Below are 17,783 nucleotides of genomic sequence, written 5' to 3'. Positions count from 1 at the left end.
TCGCTGAGCAGATGTGCAAGACATGAAAAGTGTCGAGGAATTGTCATGAATTTGTAGCACATCCACTCATGATGCAGGAGTGGATATGCCGCAAATTCTGTATGGATTATTCCAGCTTGAAAGCCCTGGCAATTGCAAACCAGGGTATGTACTTGAAGTTTTGCGTTCCATCCGGCAGGCGCTTGTAACCATCTTGTACTACCAGCATGCCTTGCGCAAATTCACCGCCAAAGTTGACGGCGCTGACATCAAGTCCATCAGTCTCTGAAGTGCCATCAATACCTTTGGCCAGATTCATGCCTACGCGAAACTTGCCACGCAGACGATAGGGGGCTTGGGCTTCCAGCACCAGATAGCTGTTGTCGCCCTGGCTCGATACCAACAGGTAATTTTTCTGCTGACCAAAGTAGATAGCCAGGCCTTCAACATCAGCCACCAGCTGTTTGCCAACGGGCATCACCATTTGCAAATCGGCTGGCTGATCTGCCCTGGCAGAGACGACCCATATGCCACGCTTTTCTTCGCCCATGAACAGACGATCAGTCTTGTCATCAGCTACGCAGCCTTCCGGCTGGCTCGCCAGTTTGAAACTGCGTACCAGGCTGCCACTGAAACCTTGTTCATTGTGGGTAATGCGGAACTGCTGGTATGTGCCATCCTTGTCATTCACAAAGGCTTCCAGGCCACCGGTGCGTGGCTGGTACAGGCAAAAGCCATAGATCTTGTCCAGTTTGGTAGGGAAGCGGGCTGCCTCTGTTACTTGGCCCTGGTCATTGATGACATATAGCACCAAGCTGTTTTCATCTCGCTGGGTCGCCATGGCGATATCAAAACTTTGCTGGCCCCATTTGATATTCTGGCGCACATCCACATTATTAAGACGTCCGCTTTCCAGTAACTGGGTTTGCTTGCCCTGCATGTCATACACCAGCAGGCCCTGTTTCTTGTTGGTGCCCAGAACGCGGGAAAGCCTGGCATCCTGTGGATGCACCCAGATGGCGGGATCATCAGCAGCATCGCCGTGACGGGCGACGGTATCGGTTTGTACCGTGGGTTCGATGACGGCTATTTCTGAGGCTGCTGGCTGCTTCCAGGCGACACTGCTGGCACGCCAGGTTTTTGCCTGCTCATCCTGAAGCAGAAAATCCAGTTTATTGCCGGATGCATTCACATGGATATTCGCTGCGCTGTATGGCAAATTCATGATTTGCTCAGACAAGAGGTACTGCCCATCTTTTTGACGATAAAAATGCAGTTTCTTGCCACTGGCATCCAGCACTGCCACGCCCCCTGGCAGCGCACTGATGGCCGTGACACCGCCATGCAACTTACCAAATGGCGCAGCCATGGCGACGGGCTTCAACTTCGCTGCGGTTTCTGCTTCTGCTGTAAATGCCCAGACCCCGCTATCCGGCACGCTCAGGTACAGGGTCTGGCTTTGATCATCAACACGGCAATGCTTGCTGTGTGGCGGTAGTGCCAGCTTGCGTACCAGATGTGCGCTGCCATTGTGCATGACCCATTGCTCGCTCAGTCCTTCCTTGCCTATCAGAAAGACATGATCCAGCTGTTGCGCATCGCGATACAGGCACATGCTTTCCAGTGAAAAGTCCGGCGATGCCATGCTGGCCTGCAAACGCAGTTGCCCGGTTTTCTGATCGGCCACATAGGCGTGGGTCTTTTGCGTGTCGGCGTCCGTAAAGACCGCCAGCATGCCATCTGCATGGGTGCGTGCATCAAGGTGCTTTGCCCGCAGGCTGACTTTGCTACGCTCCTTGCCTTGCGTATCCAGAAGACGCAGGCCTTGTTTATCGAGCGTGAGCCAGCCGCCGTCTGGCATAGCGATAATTTCCTGGGCTTTGCCAGTGACTGCGGGTGGCAAACCTGCTGCTGAAGCGGAGGAAAAGGCCAGTATTGATGCCAGGCTGGATATCAGATATTTTGTTTTCATTATTGTCATCTTCAGAATACGCTGGCTTTCAGTGTGACTTTATACGTGCGTCCATATTGTTCATATTGCGCGTTGTACTGATGTGCGCCTTGATACACATAGTATTTTTCATTGTTCAGGTTTGCTGCTTCAAAGACCAGTTGGAAATTTTTGCTGACTTGATAGGCTAGCGAAAAATCGAGCTGTTTTTGGGTGTCAACAATACGGTCCTGATCTGCGCGCAAGATATCCGTGCCCAGTTCCAGCAGGTAAGGAGATTTATAGTTGAGCGCAAGACGGCTGCTGACGCGGCCATGCTCATAACCCAGCATCAGGTTCATGACGCGGTCAGACTGACCAGGCAGGCTGATGGAACGACCACGAGATTTACCGGTTGCGGTATCAAAACGGGCAATGTCGGCACTGGAACGTGTCAAGCTTGCATTCGCGCCAACGATCAGGTATTTCCAGGGTGCTGACAACATGCGCAAAGGCTGTGAGTAAGACAGTTCTATACCTTTTACGTTGGCGGTGTCACCGTTCGCATAAGAGACAGCGCTGGTATATCCTTGCCATGCACCTGAACCGGCCAGGTTGGTAGTGTAAGTGAAGTTCTTGATATCCTTGTTGAACAGATAGGCTGAGACGCTGCCATCATGCGCCAATATTTTTTCTATACCCAGATCAAGATTGTTTGCTTTCAGGGGTTTCAAATCAGGGTTGCCAATAACTGCCTCGGTAGTGCTGGTGAGGTTGATGCCGGGTGCCAACTGGCTGAAGTTGGCGCGTACAACAGCATTAGTCCACGCTGCGCGTACACTGGTTTTCTGGTCCAGGTCGTAACGCAGATGCAGGGATGGCAGCCAGTCTGAATAACTGCGCTGGCGGCTGATGGCTTGCAGGCTGGTGCCACCCGTCACTTGCGTGCCAGCGGCATCAAACCGGGTGCGTTCTACCCGGGCACCGGCCAGTATGTGCAGGTTATCTCTGTCGAAACTGTTTTGCAGATAGGCAGCGTCGATATTTTCATTGATCTTGTAATCATTGATGGCAGATTCCAGTGCCAGGCGGGCGGCATTCCTGTCCAGGCCAGCCACGCGGGCGCGTATCAGATCAGCGCTGATGGCTGTGCCAATATTACCCAGGGGATAATCGAGCGCCTGGTTTTGCACAAAGGCTGTCATGGATGTGGAACCCGGGCCCCAGTAATTGCCGCTGCTGGTTTTGCTGCTGTTATAAGTCCACTGATTGGTATCATTGGTTTTTTCACGGCGACTGGTCTTGGCACCGAATTTCAGATTCGATTCAAACTGTTCGAAATGGAACTTACGGGCCAGATCAAATTTCAGATGCTGCTCAGTATCCTTGGAAAAACGCTGCTGCAGGCTGATGGCATTCAGGCTGTAGTTTGCCGGATCATAGAGGCTGGCCGGACCGATGATTTTAGGTATTTCGCCATCGTTAAAACCAACACCCGCAAAATTGGCATTGCCACGGAAGCGGCCATCGTTCAAGGCTTCTGGCGTATCTTCGCTAGCGCGGCTGGAACCTGCTGTCAGATCCAGTTTCCAGTCCTGGAATTTTTGTTCTGTGCCCAGTACGATGGAACTGATGGTCTGGGTGTATTTACGCTGGCGTATGCGGCGTTCTGCTCTTGCTGTCGTTGTTGCACCTTCAGCCAGGGTGCCGCTGGCAAAGCTGCCTATGGTGATGCGGTCACGTACTTCATCGTCACTGAAATCACTCAAAAAGCCATGCATGAAGTAAGTTTGTGATGCTGTCGGCTTGTAATCCAGATTCAAGGCATAGGCATGACGTTCACGCACAGGCAGGTAATCACGCAATTCAAATCCACCGAGCTTGCCATTGTCCCAGGCACCACCGGTTTCCACATTGTCTGAACCAAAACTGCGTTTCTCTGCACTGATGCCAGCGGCAATACCCAGTGTGCCACCAGCAAAACGGTCAGCCCACAGGAGGCCGGCATTCGGGCTGGTCTTGCCTGTAACCTGGTCATAACTTGCTCCGGTATTCAGGGTCAAAAATTTTCCTGGCAAGTCAAAGGCAGTCAGGCTCTTGACTTCGACTGCACCGCCTAATGAGCTTGCATCCTGTTCAGGACGCAAGGTCTTGGTGACTTCCAGTGAACGTATCATCCCGGCAGGCAAGACATCCAGTGCTACTGCACGACGGCTGGCTTCTGGCGATGGCACCAGGGCATTGTTGATGGTCACACCATTCAGATCAGCACCCAGACCACGCACAACGATATAGCGACCTTCACCCTGGTCGCGCTGGACAGAGATGCCGGGCAGGCGTGCCAATGCCTCTGCTGCATTTTTATCCGGCAGGCCGCCAATGTCATCGCTGCTGACCACGCTGACGATATTATCGGCTTTTTCCTGCATCTCCAGCGCTTTGCGCAAGCTGGCACGCTGGCCGCTGACAACGACACTGTTGGCATTAATGATGGTCACATTAGGCCCCTGGGCATGGGCGTTGAGCATGGCCGAGATGCCCAGCATGATGATGGATAGTCGAGGAACAGGTTTTTTCTTCAGGGTTTTCATGGACAGGGTTTCCGCAAATAGTGAATGGCAAAAGAGTGGGCGGATTCTAGGGGAGGTATATGTCGGTTCTGTGACAGGTGGAAGCCGGATTTGCCGTTGCGGGGAAATCGCACTGTAAATCGCAAAGATGTGAGCTGAAATGACTTTTGTGTTTGGCGATGAATAACTGATAACTGTTTTTTTGTAAGCTAGACCAAAAAGCTCACCACAGAGACACAGAGGCACAGAGAAAAGCAAGAGAAAAACTAGATCGAACTTCATCAACAAAGTAGAGAAAGTTTAAGTGTCCCAATCTCGTTTGCTTTTCTCCTTTCTTTCTCTGTGTCTCTGTGCCTCGGTGGTGAGAGGTCTTTCAGGTAATGAATTCTTGAAAATGAAAAAGAACTGAGCCGTTTGCACCCCCGTTGTTTTTCATCCATAGACCATATCAAAAAACATCTATGTCATCGCCTTGTCATGCACCTCAATTACCCTCGCGCGACCTGACCTTTGGATGTGAATGCAATGCTTAAAAATTCCATGTTGCGCCTGCATAGAAACTTCATCATCGCAGCCTGTGTAGCCTTGATCAGTTTTATTTTCCTGTATGCCTATATGGGGACGCCGAAGCCCTTCATTAAATGGAAGTGGATGGACATCGTCGGTGAGGGCGGCACATCGGCCATGTCTGGCCTGTGGTTGCTGATCATGCTGAGCAGTCGCCCCAAGGGGCTGGTGACACGGCTGTTTGCCTTCGGCCTGGCAGCCATCATGCTGGGCTCATGGGCAGATTGTCTGGATGAGTTTTTTGCCATACCCAAGGAAGATATCTGGGACAATCTGCTGGAATCCATGCTGGTGTTTGCCGGTATGCTGATAGTCACTGCTGGCATGTATTACTGGCGTGAAGAGCAGTTCACGCTGAATGAACATTTGCAAAAGCGTGAGCGCCTGTTCCGCGATCATCGCGCCTTTGACCGTGTCACCCAGCTCAGCAATGCGGATTATCTGCGCCTGCAAATCAAGCTGGAGCTGGAGAGTAATCCAGGCAAGTCTTGTGCCCTGGTGTTGCTGGACATAGATCAGTTCCATCTCATCAATCGTCAATATGGCCAACACGAAGGTGACAGAGTCTTGCAGGCAGTCAGCCATATGCTCTTGCTGAACCTGCATAATCAGGATGTGCTTTGCCGCTATGCCGGTGACAGATTTGCCCTGGTCTTGCATGACCGCAGCCTGGAAGAAGCCGAGGCGCTGGCACTACATCTATGCCATATGGTCAGGCAAATGCGCTATTGTGCGCAAGAGCAGACACTGACTATCAGCATGCGACATGCCTGTACCTTGGCAGATGATGTACCCGATACTTTGCTAGCAAGGCTCAGTAAAAACCTGGAAGCCAGCGCGCATCAGTTTACCGAGCCTTCATTGGCCGCGGGTGTACTGTAATGCGCTTCCATCAGGTAGCCGATACCTGCCTGCCAGCGCAATATCATGCCGCCCAGATACTGGCTTATACCCGTAGCCGCGAGGTGGATGATGCGTTTATCCTGCGCGGCAGTGCGCTTGATGCAGGGAGTATCACACAGGGACAATGCCATATCAGTCCCCAGCAATACCTGCTGTTGCTGGGTAATGCTTTGCAAGCCCTGCGTAGTGCCGACAGCAGTTTCATGCTGGGCCAGCAAATGTTGCCCGGGCATTTTGGCAGTGTCAGCCATGCCTTGTTGCAGGCGCAAAACCTGCGCCAGACACTGGATATTTTATGTCTGCATTCCACCCGCCTGTGTCCTTTGCTGAAACCCAGATACAGTGTGGGACAGGACTTCAGTATTCTGTACTGGATGGATAGCTATGGCGCTCCCAGCTTGCGACCCGCGATTGTCGAGATGCATATGACAGCCGTGGTGGCCATGTGCCGCTGGCTGAGTGGCAGGCGTTTGCCCTGGCGTTTTTGCTTCAACCGCAGCACTGCCCGGCATACCGAGCAACACGAAGTGCATCTGGGAGGCGAGTTGCGCTTCAATTGCCATCTTGATGCCATGCTCATCCCTACCGAATATCTAGACTTGCCCTGGCCGCGCGGCAATGCGCTGGCGGCAGATGTCGCCTTGCAACAGGCACAGCAAGATGCCCGGGCTGCAGATGAAACACCAGGCTTGCTGGATGCCGTCTACGACTATTTGCTGACCAATATACGATGTACCCCCAGCCTGGAACAACTGGCGGCGGCATTTGCTGTCAGCCCAGCCAGTATGAAACGCTACCTGGCCAGGCATGGCACGCACTTTCAGGCTGAACTGGATCAGGTACGTACGCATGTGGCCTTGTATTTATTCCAGAGCCGCCAGTACGACAATGAAGCCGTGGCTCAGCATCTGGGGTTTCATGACGCAAATAATTTTCGCCGCTCTTTCAAGCGCTGGACTGGACTGACCCCAAGCAGCTTGAAAGAAAACCTGATGCAAGATTTCCCAGGCCTGAATTTCAGTGTTGGAATCCAGGCTTAAGTAAGCTCACTTCAATTGCTATCCCTCATGCCGTCTACATGATTTTTCATGCTTCTATTAGTATTGACATTAATTAATTCAGCAATTAACATATTAGTTAATTATTGAATTATTGTTCTACCTTGAAGGAGTATGAAATGAGCATGGAACTTAGTTATCTGGTCTATTCAATTGTTTCTATCGTCATGACAATCTGGGTCGCAAGGACTTTGTCAAAAAACGGTGAAGTGTTCCTGGTGAAATGTTTTGGTCAGGATGAAGTGCTCGCAAAATCCACCAATCATTTACTGGTCGTCGGTTTTTATCTGATTAACATAGGTTTGATCGCGATTCGTCTGGATGGCTGGCATATCTCTCCTGGTGACGGCTTGATCCCCTTTGTTGGTAGTAAAATAGGCGTTTCTGTGCTCAGCATTGGTGCCATGCACTTTTTTAATATGGTCATGATTGCCAAATTTGGCAGAACTGTCAGTGCCTGGGTGAGAATCAACGACAGGCGTGAAGCTGAAAATTTTTCTGCCCCTGCATAAGCAATAATGAAATAGATGTTGTCTGTGCTTTAGTAGGGAACTGTCTTTAAGTTTTGGCCTGAGAGCGAGTCCTCAGAGATTGTTCTCAATGTAATTAGCAAAGTACAGATCGGTTTACGTAATGCTATTGCCGCGCTTAATTGGCGTGGCAATAGTCTTTTGAAAATGAATAATGTCGTCTGATAAGATTTTTGAGGCTTTGGCATCATCGCCACGCAGGCAGATTCTTGCTTATTTATCTGAGCAGGAACTGACTGCGGGAGACATTGCTGCGCGCTTTAAAATGAGTGCGCCAGCCATTTCCCGCCATTTGTCGGTGCTGGAAAATGCTGGCCTGATTTCTGGTGAGCGTCAGGGGCAGTTTGTGATGTACAAACTAAATGGTGACAGCCTGGTTAATACCTTGACCCAATTCGCTTTTTCTATTTGCCCGGTCGGCGCTCCTCTGAAACGCGAAAGCAAGGCAAAAGCAAAGTCGGGTGTCACCAAGGCTAATGTGGCTGATAAAACCTGATTACTTCAAACTCTTATTGCTTGCCGCAACTATAAAATTTCTTTTGCCAAATCAATCAATGTATATCTTTGATTCGTCTTTCATTCGGCACGCTAGAATCTTCCCCCCGGTTTTGCCGCACGCTCATAGAGATCATCTTCAATAATATCCTGATGAGAACAAAGGCAATAAACAAGGTAATGATCAGCGGAATAATGGTGATCAACAGTGCAATAGCAAGAATAATAACCAGGATTTTTGGCAGGGGCGTGCGCAGCAGGCGTACGCCCACTTTTTGCCCTATCTGGCGAAATTCTTGTGAAACCTGTCTGAATACTGAGTACAGGTATTGGCTGGTGCTACTTTTCATAGGTCACTCCTGAAGATGGTGCTTGCTTTAAATGAAGAAGTGTTGTCATTATCGGTATGACAGTCAAAATAGTCTACGGTAATTTTAAAATGACATTGCCGATAATTGTATCCATATCATTTCGCTCATTTGACCAGTTGTGACTCATAAAATTTCAGTGACTCTGGAAATTTGAGGCAGGTTTTATAAGTGCGTGTGCTTGCAAGCTCACGTTTATCCACTTCTTCAAGTTTTTTCCAGACAGCTGCGATAGCCGCAGGCATATCCTTTTTCGACGCACCTTTATCATTGATGAAGTGCTGTTCCAGTGTGCCGATGGAACGGGCCATTACCGCAGCATGTAGATTGCGCCATTTGGTTTGCTGTGGAATTGCCTGTATGTGCAATTTATTTTCGCAATATTCGCTTTCACTTTTTGCTGTCTGGAAGTACATGAGGTTCCTGTAGGCTTCCTTGTCATTCATTGCATTTGCACTGAAGCTGATGGCCGCAAGTGCAAAAAATAAGAGCAGGGGCGTTGGAAACTGGGACATTTTTTTAAGAAAAAGATGAGTATTGATCAAGGCTGCATTATATGAATCAGAATATGCCTGTGCTACGGTAATCCAGTGCAGGCATTACCATATATTTTTGTGGATCAATTTTTTTCGAGCACCAATAAAAAACGGCTGAAATTACTTCAGCCGTCCTTTGATTCAACAATCAATACAATTATTTTGCCTTACCCAAATGTTGCAGGAAATAGGCTTCATACTTCTTGTGCCAGGCCTTGGCTTTGACTGCACCACCCATGCCGTGTTCACCATCCGGATCAAGGAAGAGGTCGACCAGGGTTTCCTTGCCGTTTTCCAGCAGGGCGCGGTAGACATTGACTGTATCCTGATACAACACATTCGGGTCTTGCATACCGTGGACCAGCATCAGCGGTTTTTTCAGGCCAGCAGTCAAAGGTAGTAGCGAGTATTTACGCAAGTTAGGCTTGCTGCGCTCGGTCTTGCCTATGGTGCGGCCGCTATACCAGCTATTGTAGTTTTCCCATTCTGTCGGGCCAGCACCGGCGATACCGGCAGCGAAGGTGTCAGGGCTGGTGTACATGGTGTATTGAGTCTGGAAGCCGCCGAAACTCCAGCCTGTCAGGCCTATGCGCTTGCCGTCGACGCCCAGGTTTTTTTGCATGTATTTTGCCAGGTCTTCCAGGTCTTCTGTCTGTGGCTTGCCTACCTGTTCCCAATTGGCATCGCCAAACTTGCGGCCATAGTTGGAATGACCACGCGGGTCAACCGCCACAGTGACATAGCCATGTTTAGCTGCCATATACATCCCAAACATATAGGCAGTTTGCTGGAAGCTGTCAGTCTCGACGATGTGCCTGTCATTCAAAGGGCCGCCATAGGTGTAGACAATGGCAGGGCGGTGGTCGGATGAACTCAAGCCGGCTGGTTTGAAGACATAGGCCTGTATCTTGTCGCCATGGCGGTTGGTGTAGCTGAAGCGCTCAGGGCGTTGCAGGTCGATTGCATTCCATTGCGGGTCATGGCTTTGCGTCAGCGTGACGGATTTCGTTTTAGTGATATCCACCAGTTTCAATTCAGGACGGCTGGACCATTGGCCTGCCATGCTGGCCAGCTTGTCACCACTTTCCGTCACTGCGCTGTTGCGATGGAAATCACCTGCCTGACCTATCGCTTTCATGTCACCTGTAGTCAGATCGACTTTATAGGCATTCATGGCAGCAAAATCATCCTTGTTGGCAAGTACAAACATGGATTTGCTGTCTTCACTGAAGCCTATGATACTGTGCGCTTCAAAATCACCTTTCAGTATCTGTCTGGCACTACCATTGCTGACATCAATGACATAGGGCTGGCGATAACCCTGTTCATCAAGTACGGCGATCAATTGTTTGCTGTCAGGCGTAAAGCGGGGGGCCAGCACGTTGACGACTTCATGACCGACATTGCCACGTCTTTCCAAAACCATTTGTGGTTTGGCACCTTCTTCTGCCTTGCCTACATAAATGCGCAACAAGTCTTTTTCGCGTTCCCAGGTAGAGAAGGTGTAACGGCTGCCATCCTTGGCCCAACTGACCGGGCTCATTTCAAACCAGACATCACCACCGTCATTGGTGAACACTGGTTGAGGCTGGCGTGCTGAGGCGTCGCCAACGCGGCGTATGTACAGGGCCGTAGCGAGTATTTTGCGTTTGTCGTCGGATACTTCGCGCGATACTTTTTTAGCAGTGGCAAAACGTTCGCTGTAATTCATGATCTCGACCTGGCGCTCGGCTGGTGGAGTTGGCTTGCCGCTTTCTGGCTTGGCATCTGGTGCCTCGGCAGAAATCGCCATCCATTGCTTGTCTTCACTCAGCACTGTATTGGCTATGCGGTATTTTTTATCTGCATCGTCAGGATGTATCAGTTCACGGTTCAACTGGCGTATCGCGCTGCTACTAAAGCTGGCATTGAACAGGCGTTTTTCATCCATGTAGATATAGCCATTGTCGTCTGCCTGATAGGCGACGATGCGTTCGGTTTTGTCAGTCTGTGTCAGACGTTCTATCTTGCCGTCAACTGCATTCAGGCGGAACAGGTCACCGCGGTATTGGAAGATCAGTTCATTCTTTTTATTCGCCCAGACCAGTGCATCTACACCTGGATAGAGGTCGCTAGGCTTGAGTTTTTCTTTTTCCAGTTTCTTTTTCAGTTCATCACGCAGTTCCCAGATTTCCTTGGCCTTGTCGTCTTTTGCGTCTTTCTTTTCATCTTTCTTGTCGCTGTCATTTTTGGCTACACTGGCAGTGCCGGTTTTTGCTGCGGCTGCCGCGGCTTTTTCTCTGGCGGCTTCAGCATCTACTTCAGCTTTCTTGGCAGCGTCCCTGGCTTTTTTCTCGGCCAGTTCACGTTTTACTTCTTCCAGTGCTGCTTCTTCCCATTGCATCAGATTGACTTTTTCACCACGCAGATAGGCTGCATGTGCTTCTGCCTTGGCTTGACGCTCAGCTTCTTCTTTTTCTTTTTGTTTGGCTTTTTTATCGAAGCGCTCCCAGTCTTCTGGCGCATCATAGGTTTTCATCAAGGCTGGCGAAGTAATGCGTTTGGTTTCACCAGTCTGGGTGTCATGCACATATAAATCAAAACCATTTTCACCAAACGGGTTCCAGGTGTAGGCCAGGTAGCGGCCATCCTTGCTGAACTGAATATGACGGGCGGCCTGACCAGCATAGGTCTTGGCGCGGAATACCTGTTCCAGCGTCAGGTCAGCTGGCTTGATCTTGGCGACATTATTGATAGCCGGTGCAGCTTGTGCTGTTTCTTGTGGAAATAGCAAACTGGCTGCGCCGCTGAAAGCAAGTGCAATACTGACGGTGAGAATTTTCGGAGACATAGTGAAAACCTTGGTTTTAGTTTAATTAGCAGGTATGGGATTGATCAGGAGGTGATGCGCAAATACCGATGTTATCAAGCAATAGGCGGAATTAACGCATTTTCCATAGACAAATGCTAGAGAGGACAGTTCCACAGGAAAACAAATTCTACAAAAATCGGTAGAAAATTTGCTTTTGCCGTGTTAAAGCGAAGATAGGCTCAGTTTTTTACAGAAATAATCTTCAGACAGATAGTTTGCGATATTGCTGAGGGCTGAGTCCCAGCCTGGATTTGAAGGCACTGCCCATATGCGATTGATGAGCAAAACCACAATCTGCGGCGATATCTGCTATGGATAAATTGCTATCACGAATAAGCAAGCGCGCTCTTTGCAGCCGACGTTCGGTGATGTAGGCATGTGGTGTGGTGCCAGTGGCATGGGCAAAGCTGCGTAAAAAACGCAGCAGCGGCATATTTGCCATTGTTGCCAGTTCTTCCAGATTCAATGTGGCGTCGAGTTGATCTTCAATGTAATCCAGTACATGGCCATGCAAGGGTTTGTCTTGCGCATATAGGCTACCCGCTGTTGCCGGGGTACTGCTCAGTGCCAATCCACGTTGCAAAAACAGTCCAGCTTTTTCTTGCAGAAGCAGGCTATCTTTGTCTTTTTGTAAGAGCAGGCTGCGCAGTTGCCAGGCCAGCATGACGACCTGTTTGTCGCCATGGAATATTTGTCTCGGCGATGATGCATGCATGTCTGCCAGAAGATCAGGATTGCTGATGTGCATGAGCAGGTATTCACCGCCATGTGCAGATTCTGAAAACATAGTCAGTCCAGCATTGCTGATGGCAAAGTCGCCTGGCCAGGCATCAAAGTCATGGCGAATATCGCAGCCTATGGCATGTACTCCCGTCTGACGTGCAAATGCCAGACCCAGGCTGGTATGGGGCGATGTGCTGCTGATGGAATAGGGCAGGGCTGGCAATAATTCCAGTCTTGCCCAATTAATATCGATGATAGCCGTGCTCATTGCAAAAACTCTTTGCTGAAATTTCTTGATAGCCTGGAAAATGCTGTCTGCTTATTATAGAGGCATTCAAGCACCTGGCTAGTCCACTGGCCTTTAATTCACAGACGGAGTTGCAATGAAAACCATAGGCCTGATCGGCGGCATGAGCTGGGAATCAACCATCCCTTATTACAAGCAAATCAATGAAACCATCAAGGAAAAACTCGGTGGCCTGCATTCTGCAAAAATCATCCTGTATAGCGTCGATTTTCATGAGATAGAAAGACTACAGCACGCCGGTGACTGGGATGCCGCAGGTATCATCCTGGCGCAAGCAGCCCGTTCACTGGAGCTGGCAGGGGCTGATTTTCTGGTGCTGTGCACGAATACCATGCACAAGCTGGCCAATGTTATAGAAGCTGCTGTAGCGATCCACCTGTTTCATATCGCTGACCCGACTGCGCAGGCTATCAGGGATGCTGGTTATGGCAAGATAGGTTTACTCGGTACCCGCTTTACCATGGAGCAGGATTTTTACCGTGAGCGCCTGCACAGCAAACATGGCTTGCAAGTGCTGGTACCTGAACTGGCAGACCGTGACATTGTTCATCAAGTCATTTATGAAGAGCTTTGCATGGGCAAGATTAACCCTGCATCTCGCCAGCACTATCGCCGCATCATGGCAAGCTTGAAAGAGCAGGGGGCTGAAGCGATTATCCTTGGTTGTACCGAGATCAGTTTGCTGGTTGGCCAGGATGATGCCGGTGTGCCGCTGTTTGATACAACGGCGATTCATGCCCGCAGTGCCGCATTATGGGCACTGGAGCACTAGACTCAATTGACCTTGCGTAAGGCTTCTCTCAAGGCAGGCAAGAGATTTTCTTTGATCGCAGGGTCTGTGCTTTCCCTGACCGAGAAATACAGCGGCAACAAAAAGGCGCTGACATTATGTCTTTGCGCCAGCCTGGCCTGAGTATAAGGACCGGCTTGTATGCTGTTGTCCATGAGTTTGTTGAACCACAAATCCCAATCGCGCTTGTTGAAACTGGGTGTCCTCGCCAGGTAAAACACGGCTGTCATCAGTCTGACGCCTTCGCCATACTGGTAGAAATGGGAGGAGGGGGCAATCTGCGATGCGATGGCCGCCAGCATGGCTTCATGTTGCGGCTTCTCTATTGCCGGATTCATGGCCAGTTGCAGCATCAGATCAGCGCTATGGGCAATGCCATGACGCCAGCCATCTTTGGCATCGAAGCCGCGATAGTCGCGCAGGTTCGTCAGGTAATGGCTGCCTGCATTGACAATATCGACTCTCTCTTCTGCGCTGAGATAAGGTTTTTTCCTGTCTACCCGCACCAGTTCAGCCAGCGTCAATATCGCAAATGGTCTTAGAAAACTGCTTCCTTCTGCCGCAGGTGCCTGCACGGCATTCAGCATTTTGATGCGCAAGGCTGTCAACGCTGGAACACTCAGTTTCTCTGCACGCATCCAGAAAGATAGTCCTTCAAATGCCAGTTCATCACGTAATTCTGTATCCGTCACTCCGAGACAATCAGCCGCAGAGAGTGCCAGGTCTTGTCGCTTGCCATCATCGTCCAGCTTCCAGCCAGCAGATTTGGCAGACTTTAATTCTTGCCTGGTTGCTTCATCACAATCGGCAAATGCTGCTGTGCTTGTGATCATTAAAGCGAACAGGTAAAAAGAAGAGATCAGGCGATGCATGAGTGCTATCCATACAGAAGAGGAAGGGTTGATAAGTGTGCCATGCCAAATTTTTCTTGTCATGCACCACAAAAAAACTTGCACAAACCACATTGAGTTAGTGTTATAGTTAACTACAACACTAATTTACTTGTGAGATGGCGTTGCAGAAGCATTAAGCTCGCTGTCCCGGGTATTCACAGGAAGGTGCAAAGCATGAGTGTTAACTGGAATGACCAAACGCCAATTTACCGGCAATTGAAACAGCGGGTGCTGGGCATGATGCTGGATGGCTTGTTGAAGCCAGGGGATGCCTTGCCCTCGGTCAGGCAGGTGGCCGCAGAGTATCAGCTCAATCCGATTACGGTCTTAAAAGCCTATCAGGAATTGGTAGATGAAGAACTGGTCGAAAAACGAAGAGGGGTAGGCATGTATATGACCGAATCAGCGCTTGATAAATTACTGGCGAATGAACGCCAGCGTTTCATTGAAGAGGAATGGCCAGCCATGCTGGAACGCATACGCAGGCTGGGACTGGATGTGGGGCAATTGCCGGGTCTGATGACGACAGGAGGCGGCAAATGAGCAGCATTACCGATACCATAAGCAGTAGCGTAATTTCCGCCCGTGGCATCAGCAAACAATATGGCAAACAGCGGGTGCTGGATGACATCAGCTTTGAGATTGCTCCCGGTCGTATCGTAGGACTGATAGGGCCGAATGGTTCAGGTAAAACCACTGCCTTCAAAGCAATACTGGGTCTGGGTAATTTTGAAGGTGAAATGCAGGTACTGGGACTGGACCCGCGTACCCAGCGTAATGCGCTGATGAATGAGGTCTGCTTCATCGCCGATGTCGCCATTTTGCCGCGCTGGATCAAGGTGAAGCAGGCTATCGATTTCATTGCTGGAGTGCACCCCAAATTTAACCGTGCCAAGGCTGAAAAATACCTGGCGAATACCAAGTTGATGCCGGATATGAAGGTCAGGGCCATGTCCAAGGGCATGGTGGTGCAATTACATCTGGCGCTGATCATGGCCATCGATGCGAAATTACTGGTGCTTGATGAGCCTACCCTGGGCCTGGATATTTTGTATCGCAAACAGTTTTATCAAAGCTTGCTGGAAGATTATTTCGATGAAAACAAGACCATCATCATCGCCACACATCAGGTTGAAGAAGTTGAACATATTCTCAGTGACGTGATTTTTATTCAAGAGGGAAAAATCGCGCTGGAAACCAGTATGGAGCAAATGGCCGGGCGCTTTGTTGAAGTGATGGTTGCACCGGAAAACATGGAGAAGGCAGTTGCCTTGCAACCCATTGATCAACGTGCAGTATTCGGCAAAATGGTAATGCTGTTTGATGGCGTTGCGCAAGAGTTGCTGGCCAGTCTGGGAGAAACACGCATACCCGGCGTGGCAGACTTGTTCGTCGCCAGTATGAAAGGAATCGCTAAATGAAAACCATGATCAGTCTTTTAAAGCGTGAATTCTGGGAGCACAAGGGCATGCTCCTGTGGACGCCATTAAGTGTGGCTGCTGCGATGATATGTGCGTTCATTGTGCCGTTTTTATATGGCAGCAAGTGGATCAGTGCTCACACAATAAGCAGGGTTGGGCGGATGAAGGATCATACCCAACAAGTCGGGGATGCATTGGCCAATACTTATATGTTTTCGTCTGGTCCATTGTTGGCAGTCATGAGCATCATCATCTTCTTTTATTGTCTTGCCTGCCTGTACGATGACAGACGTGATCGCAGCATATTGTTTTGGAAATCTTTGCCGGTGTCAGATTTTCAAACTGTCTTGTCTAAACTGCTGGTGGCCTGCCTGCTCATACCTTTGATTTTCTTGACGATTGCAACGCTGATGTCACTTTGTATGTTGATGATAGTCAGCATTGCATTTTCTACGCAAGAAGTTTTCATCTTCAAAGATTTGCTGGCAAATGAAAAGCTGTACCTGTCTCCGTTGCAGATAATAGGGATTTTGCCAGTATATATTTTATGGGCATTGCCAAGCTTATGCTGGTTGATGCTGGTATCCAGCTGGGCTCGTTCCAAGGCATTTCTTTGGGCGGTTGGGATACCTTTACTGATCGTACTTTTAATTGGAATGCTAAAGCAGTTGATGTTTCAGGATACAGAAATGCAATGGTTTGTCGATCTCTTTTTGGGCCGTGGTATTGGTGGTTTGATTCCGGGTGCGTGGCTACGATTTGAGGATATTCCACTAAGCACTTACTTTCCCTCATCAAGAAAAGATTTCAGTTGGGGGCAAATATTTATGACTTCCTGGCAAACTTTGAGCAGTCTGCAATTGTGGGCAGGGGTGTTAGTTGCTGCATGCATGTTTTATCTGACCGTGCGTTTGCGTCGCTGGCGAGAAGCGGCCTGATGCAAGAAGAACAGGGATTGCGGCAATAAGCGCAATCCCTGCATTTCACCTTGTCGGCCTCACCACCAGCGCCACGCCCGCCAGTGCAATGACCATGCCCAGTATCGCTGTCGTCGTCAGCTTTTCACCAAACATCAGCCAGGCCATGGCCGCGGTGACGGCAGGAACCAGGTACATGTAGCTGGTAACCTTGGTCGCTTCACCATGACGTATCATGATGAACAGCACCGAGATACCAACGCCAGAAAGGACAAATACTGACCAGGCCATGGCCGCAAAAAATTGTGGTGTCCAGATGATGGTCTGGGTTTCCAGTGTCAGTGCGAATGGCAGCGTTACTAATAAGGATGCCGCAAACTGTATGACTTGCCCGGTCCTGACATCAAAGCTGGGGCAGGTTTTTTTCTGGTACAGCGTACCTATGGTCATCGCAGTCAATGCCATGACGGCCAGTGCCACACTGCTGACGGACAAACCGATGACAGAGATTTTGTTGGCGACTACCAGTGCCACACCGCAAATACCCAGTGCCAGCCCTGCCCATTGCTTGCCGTAGATACGTTCACCAATGATGGGGCCGAGGAAAGCGGTAAAGATGGGCTGGGTATTGGCAATCAGTGCTGCCACGCCAGCGGGCATGCCCAGCTTGACGGCACACCATATGCCACCCAGATACATGGCCTGCATCATGATGCCTGCGATTGCTATCGGCAGCCATACACGGCGCTCTGGCCAGGGCGCGCGCATGGCCAGCGCCAGTATCAGCATGAAGATGATCACACCCAGATAACGCAGACATAAAAAAGTCAGCGGTTCGGCGTAGGGAAGGCCATATTTGGCGACGACGTAACCGGAAGCCCAGATGAAAATGAAGATGGCGGGGAGAAAGCGTAATAGCGGTGAGGCTTTGGTCTGCATGTTGTT

At 49.9% G+C, this 17,783-nt stretch carries 16 protein-coding genes; 8 read left to right on the top strand and 8 right to left on the bottom strand.

From position 1 onward, the window contains the following. Positions 1 to 106 precede the first annotated feature (106 nt). Complete coding sequence (locus DFR42_RS24980) at positions 107 to 1,951, bottom strand: phytase (RefSeq protein WP_245937078.1); 1,845 nt, start codon at positions 1,949 to 1,951, stop codon at positions 107 to 109. Between the two features lie 11 nt (positions 1,952 to 1,962). Further along, positions 1,963 to 4,500, bottom strand: a complete 2,538-nt coding sequence (locus DFR42_RS24975; protein WP_110257785.1) for a TonB-dependent receptor — start codon at positions 4,498 to 4,500, stop codon at positions 1,963 to 1,965. A gap of 504 nt (positions 4,501 to 5,004) precedes the next feature. On the opposite strand from DFR42_RS24975, the gene DFR42_RS24970 reads away from it, so the two are divergent. The 4 genes from DFR42_RS24970 to DFR42_RS24955 all read left to right on the top strand — a co-directional run bounded on the left by DFR42_RS24970 (position 5,005) and on the right by DFR42_RS24955 (position 8,033). Continuing rightward, entirely contained in the window at positions 5,005 to 5,928 is a 924-nt protein-coding gene (locus tag DFR42_RS24970) for a GGDEF domain-containing protein (RefSeq protein ID WP_245937077.1), read from the top strand. Continuing rightward, positions 5,928 to 6,989: an AraC family transcriptional regulator gene (locus tag DFR42_RS24965; RefSeq protein WP_110257783.1), complete on the top strand. Its 1,062-nt coding sequence runs from the start codon at positions 5,928 to 5,930 to the stop codon at positions 6,987 to 6,989. Before DFR42_RS24970 ends, DFR42_RS24965 begins: the two co-directional genes overlap by 1 nt. A gap of 137 nt (positions 6,990 to 7,126) precedes the next feature. Continuing rightward, positions 7,127 to 7,519, top strand: coding sequence for a hypothetical protein (locus DFR42_RS24960; protein ID WP_110257782.1), 393 nt, complete (start codon positions 7,127 to 7,129; stop codon positions 7,517 to 7,519). A 172-nt stretch (positions 7,520 to 7,691) separates the two neighbouring features. Then, on the top strand, positions 7,692 to 8,033 hold the full coding sequence (locus tag DFR42_RS24955; RefSeq protein ID WP_110257781.1) for a metalloregulator ArsR/SmtB family transcription factor: 342 nt from the start codon (positions 7,692 to 7,694) through the stop codon (positions 8,031 to 8,033). A gap of 55 nt (positions 8,034 to 8,088) precedes the next feature. On the opposite strand, the gene DFR42_RS24950 is transcribed toward DFR42_RS24955, so the two are convergent. The 4 genes from DFR42_RS24950 to DFR42_RS24935 form a co-directional block, all read right to left on the bottom strand. Beyond that, positions 8,089 to 8,382: a hypothetical protein gene (locus tag DFR42_RS24950; RefSeq protein ID WP_110257780.1), complete on the bottom strand. Its 294-nt coding sequence runs from the start codon at positions 8,380 to 8,382 to the stop codon at positions 8,089 to 8,091. A gap of 125 nt (positions 8,383 to 8,507) precedes the next feature. Continuing rightward, a complete protein-coding gene (locus DFR42_RS24945; RefSeq protein WP_110257779.1) occupies positions 8,508 to 8,915 on the bottom strand; it encodes a hypothetical protein in 408 nt (135 codons plus the stop codon). A gap of 178 nt (positions 8,916 to 9,093) precedes the next feature. Continuing rightward, positions 9,094 to 11,766, bottom strand: a complete 2,673-nt coding sequence (locus tag DFR42_RS24940; RefSeq protein ID WP_110257778.1) for a S9 family peptidase — start codon at positions 11,764 to 11,766, stop codon at positions 9,094 to 9,096. A 223-nt stretch (positions 11,767 to 11,989) separates the two neighbouring features. Further along, a complete protein-coding gene (locus DFR42_RS24935) occupies positions 11,990 to 12,778 on the bottom strand; it encodes an AraC family transcriptional regulator (RefSeq protein ID WP_110257777.1) in 789 nt (262 codons plus the stop codon). 115 nt (positions 12,779 to 12,893) lie between these two features. Between DFR42_RS24935 and DFR42_RS24930 the strand changes: the two genes are divergently transcribed. Beyond that, positions 12,894 to 13,589 carry an aspartate/glutamate racemase family protein gene (locus DFR42_RS24930; RefSeq protein WP_110257776.1) on the top strand — a complete coding sequence of 232 codons (696 nt, stop codon included), beginning with the start codon at positions 12,894 to 12,896 and terminating at the stop codon, positions 13,587 to 13,589. Between the two features lie 2 nt (positions 13,590 to 13,591). Here DFR42_RS24930 and DFR42_RS24925 read toward each other — a convergent pair whose 3' ends face one another. Further along, on the bottom strand, positions 13,592 to 14,479 hold the full coding sequence (locus DFR42_RS24925) for a DUF2785 domain-containing protein (RefSeq protein WP_170133672.1): 888 nt from the start codon (positions 14,477 to 14,479) through the stop codon (positions 13,592 to 13,594). Between the two features lie 195 nt (positions 14,480 to 14,674). On the opposite strand from DFR42_RS24925, the gene DFR42_RS24920 reads away from it, so the two are divergent. Genes DFR42_RS24920 through DFR42_RS24910 form a run of 3 tightly spaced genes read left to right on the top strand, consistent with a single transcriptional unit; the run spans position 14,675 to position 16,859 of the window. Further along, a complete protein-coding gene (locus DFR42_RS24920) occupies positions 14,675 to 15,043 on the top strand; it encodes a GntR family transcriptional regulator (protein WP_110257774.1) in 369 nt (122 codons plus the stop codon). After that, positions 15,040 to 15,921, top strand: a complete 882-nt coding sequence (locus DFR42_RS24915) for an ABC transporter ATP-binding protein (RefSeq protein ID WP_110257773.1) — start codon at positions 15,040 to 15,042, stop codon at positions 15,919 to 15,921. The genes DFR42_RS24920 and DFR42_RS24915 overlap by 4 nt, the downstream gene beginning before the upstream one ends. After that, positions 15,918 to 16,859 (top strand): hypothetical protein, encoded by a 942-nt coding sequence (locus DFR42_RS24910; RefSeq protein WP_110257772.1) that lies wholly within the window; start codon positions 15,918 to 15,920, stop codon positions 16,857 to 16,859. The genes DFR42_RS24915 and DFR42_RS24910 overlap by 4 nt, the downstream gene beginning before the upstream one ends. 45 nt (positions 16,860 to 16,904) lie before the next feature. On the opposite strand, the gene DFR42_RS24905 is transcribed toward DFR42_RS24910, so the two are convergent. After that, positions 16,905 to 17,777 (bottom strand): DMT family transporter, encoded by an 873-nt coding sequence (locus DFR42_RS24905; RefSeq protein ID WP_110257771.1) that lies wholly within the window; start codon positions 17,775 to 17,777, stop codon positions 16,905 to 16,907. Positions 17,778 to 17,783: the final 6 nt, after the last annotated feature.

The organism is Undibacterium pigrum (assembly GCF_003201815.1).
In the GTDB taxonomy this organism is placed as follows: Bacteria; Pseudomonadota; Gammaproteobacteria; order Burkholderiales; family Burkholderiaceae_D; genus Undibacterium; species Undibacterium pigrum.
This window is presented reverse-complemented; position numbering and strand designations above follow the sequence as displayed.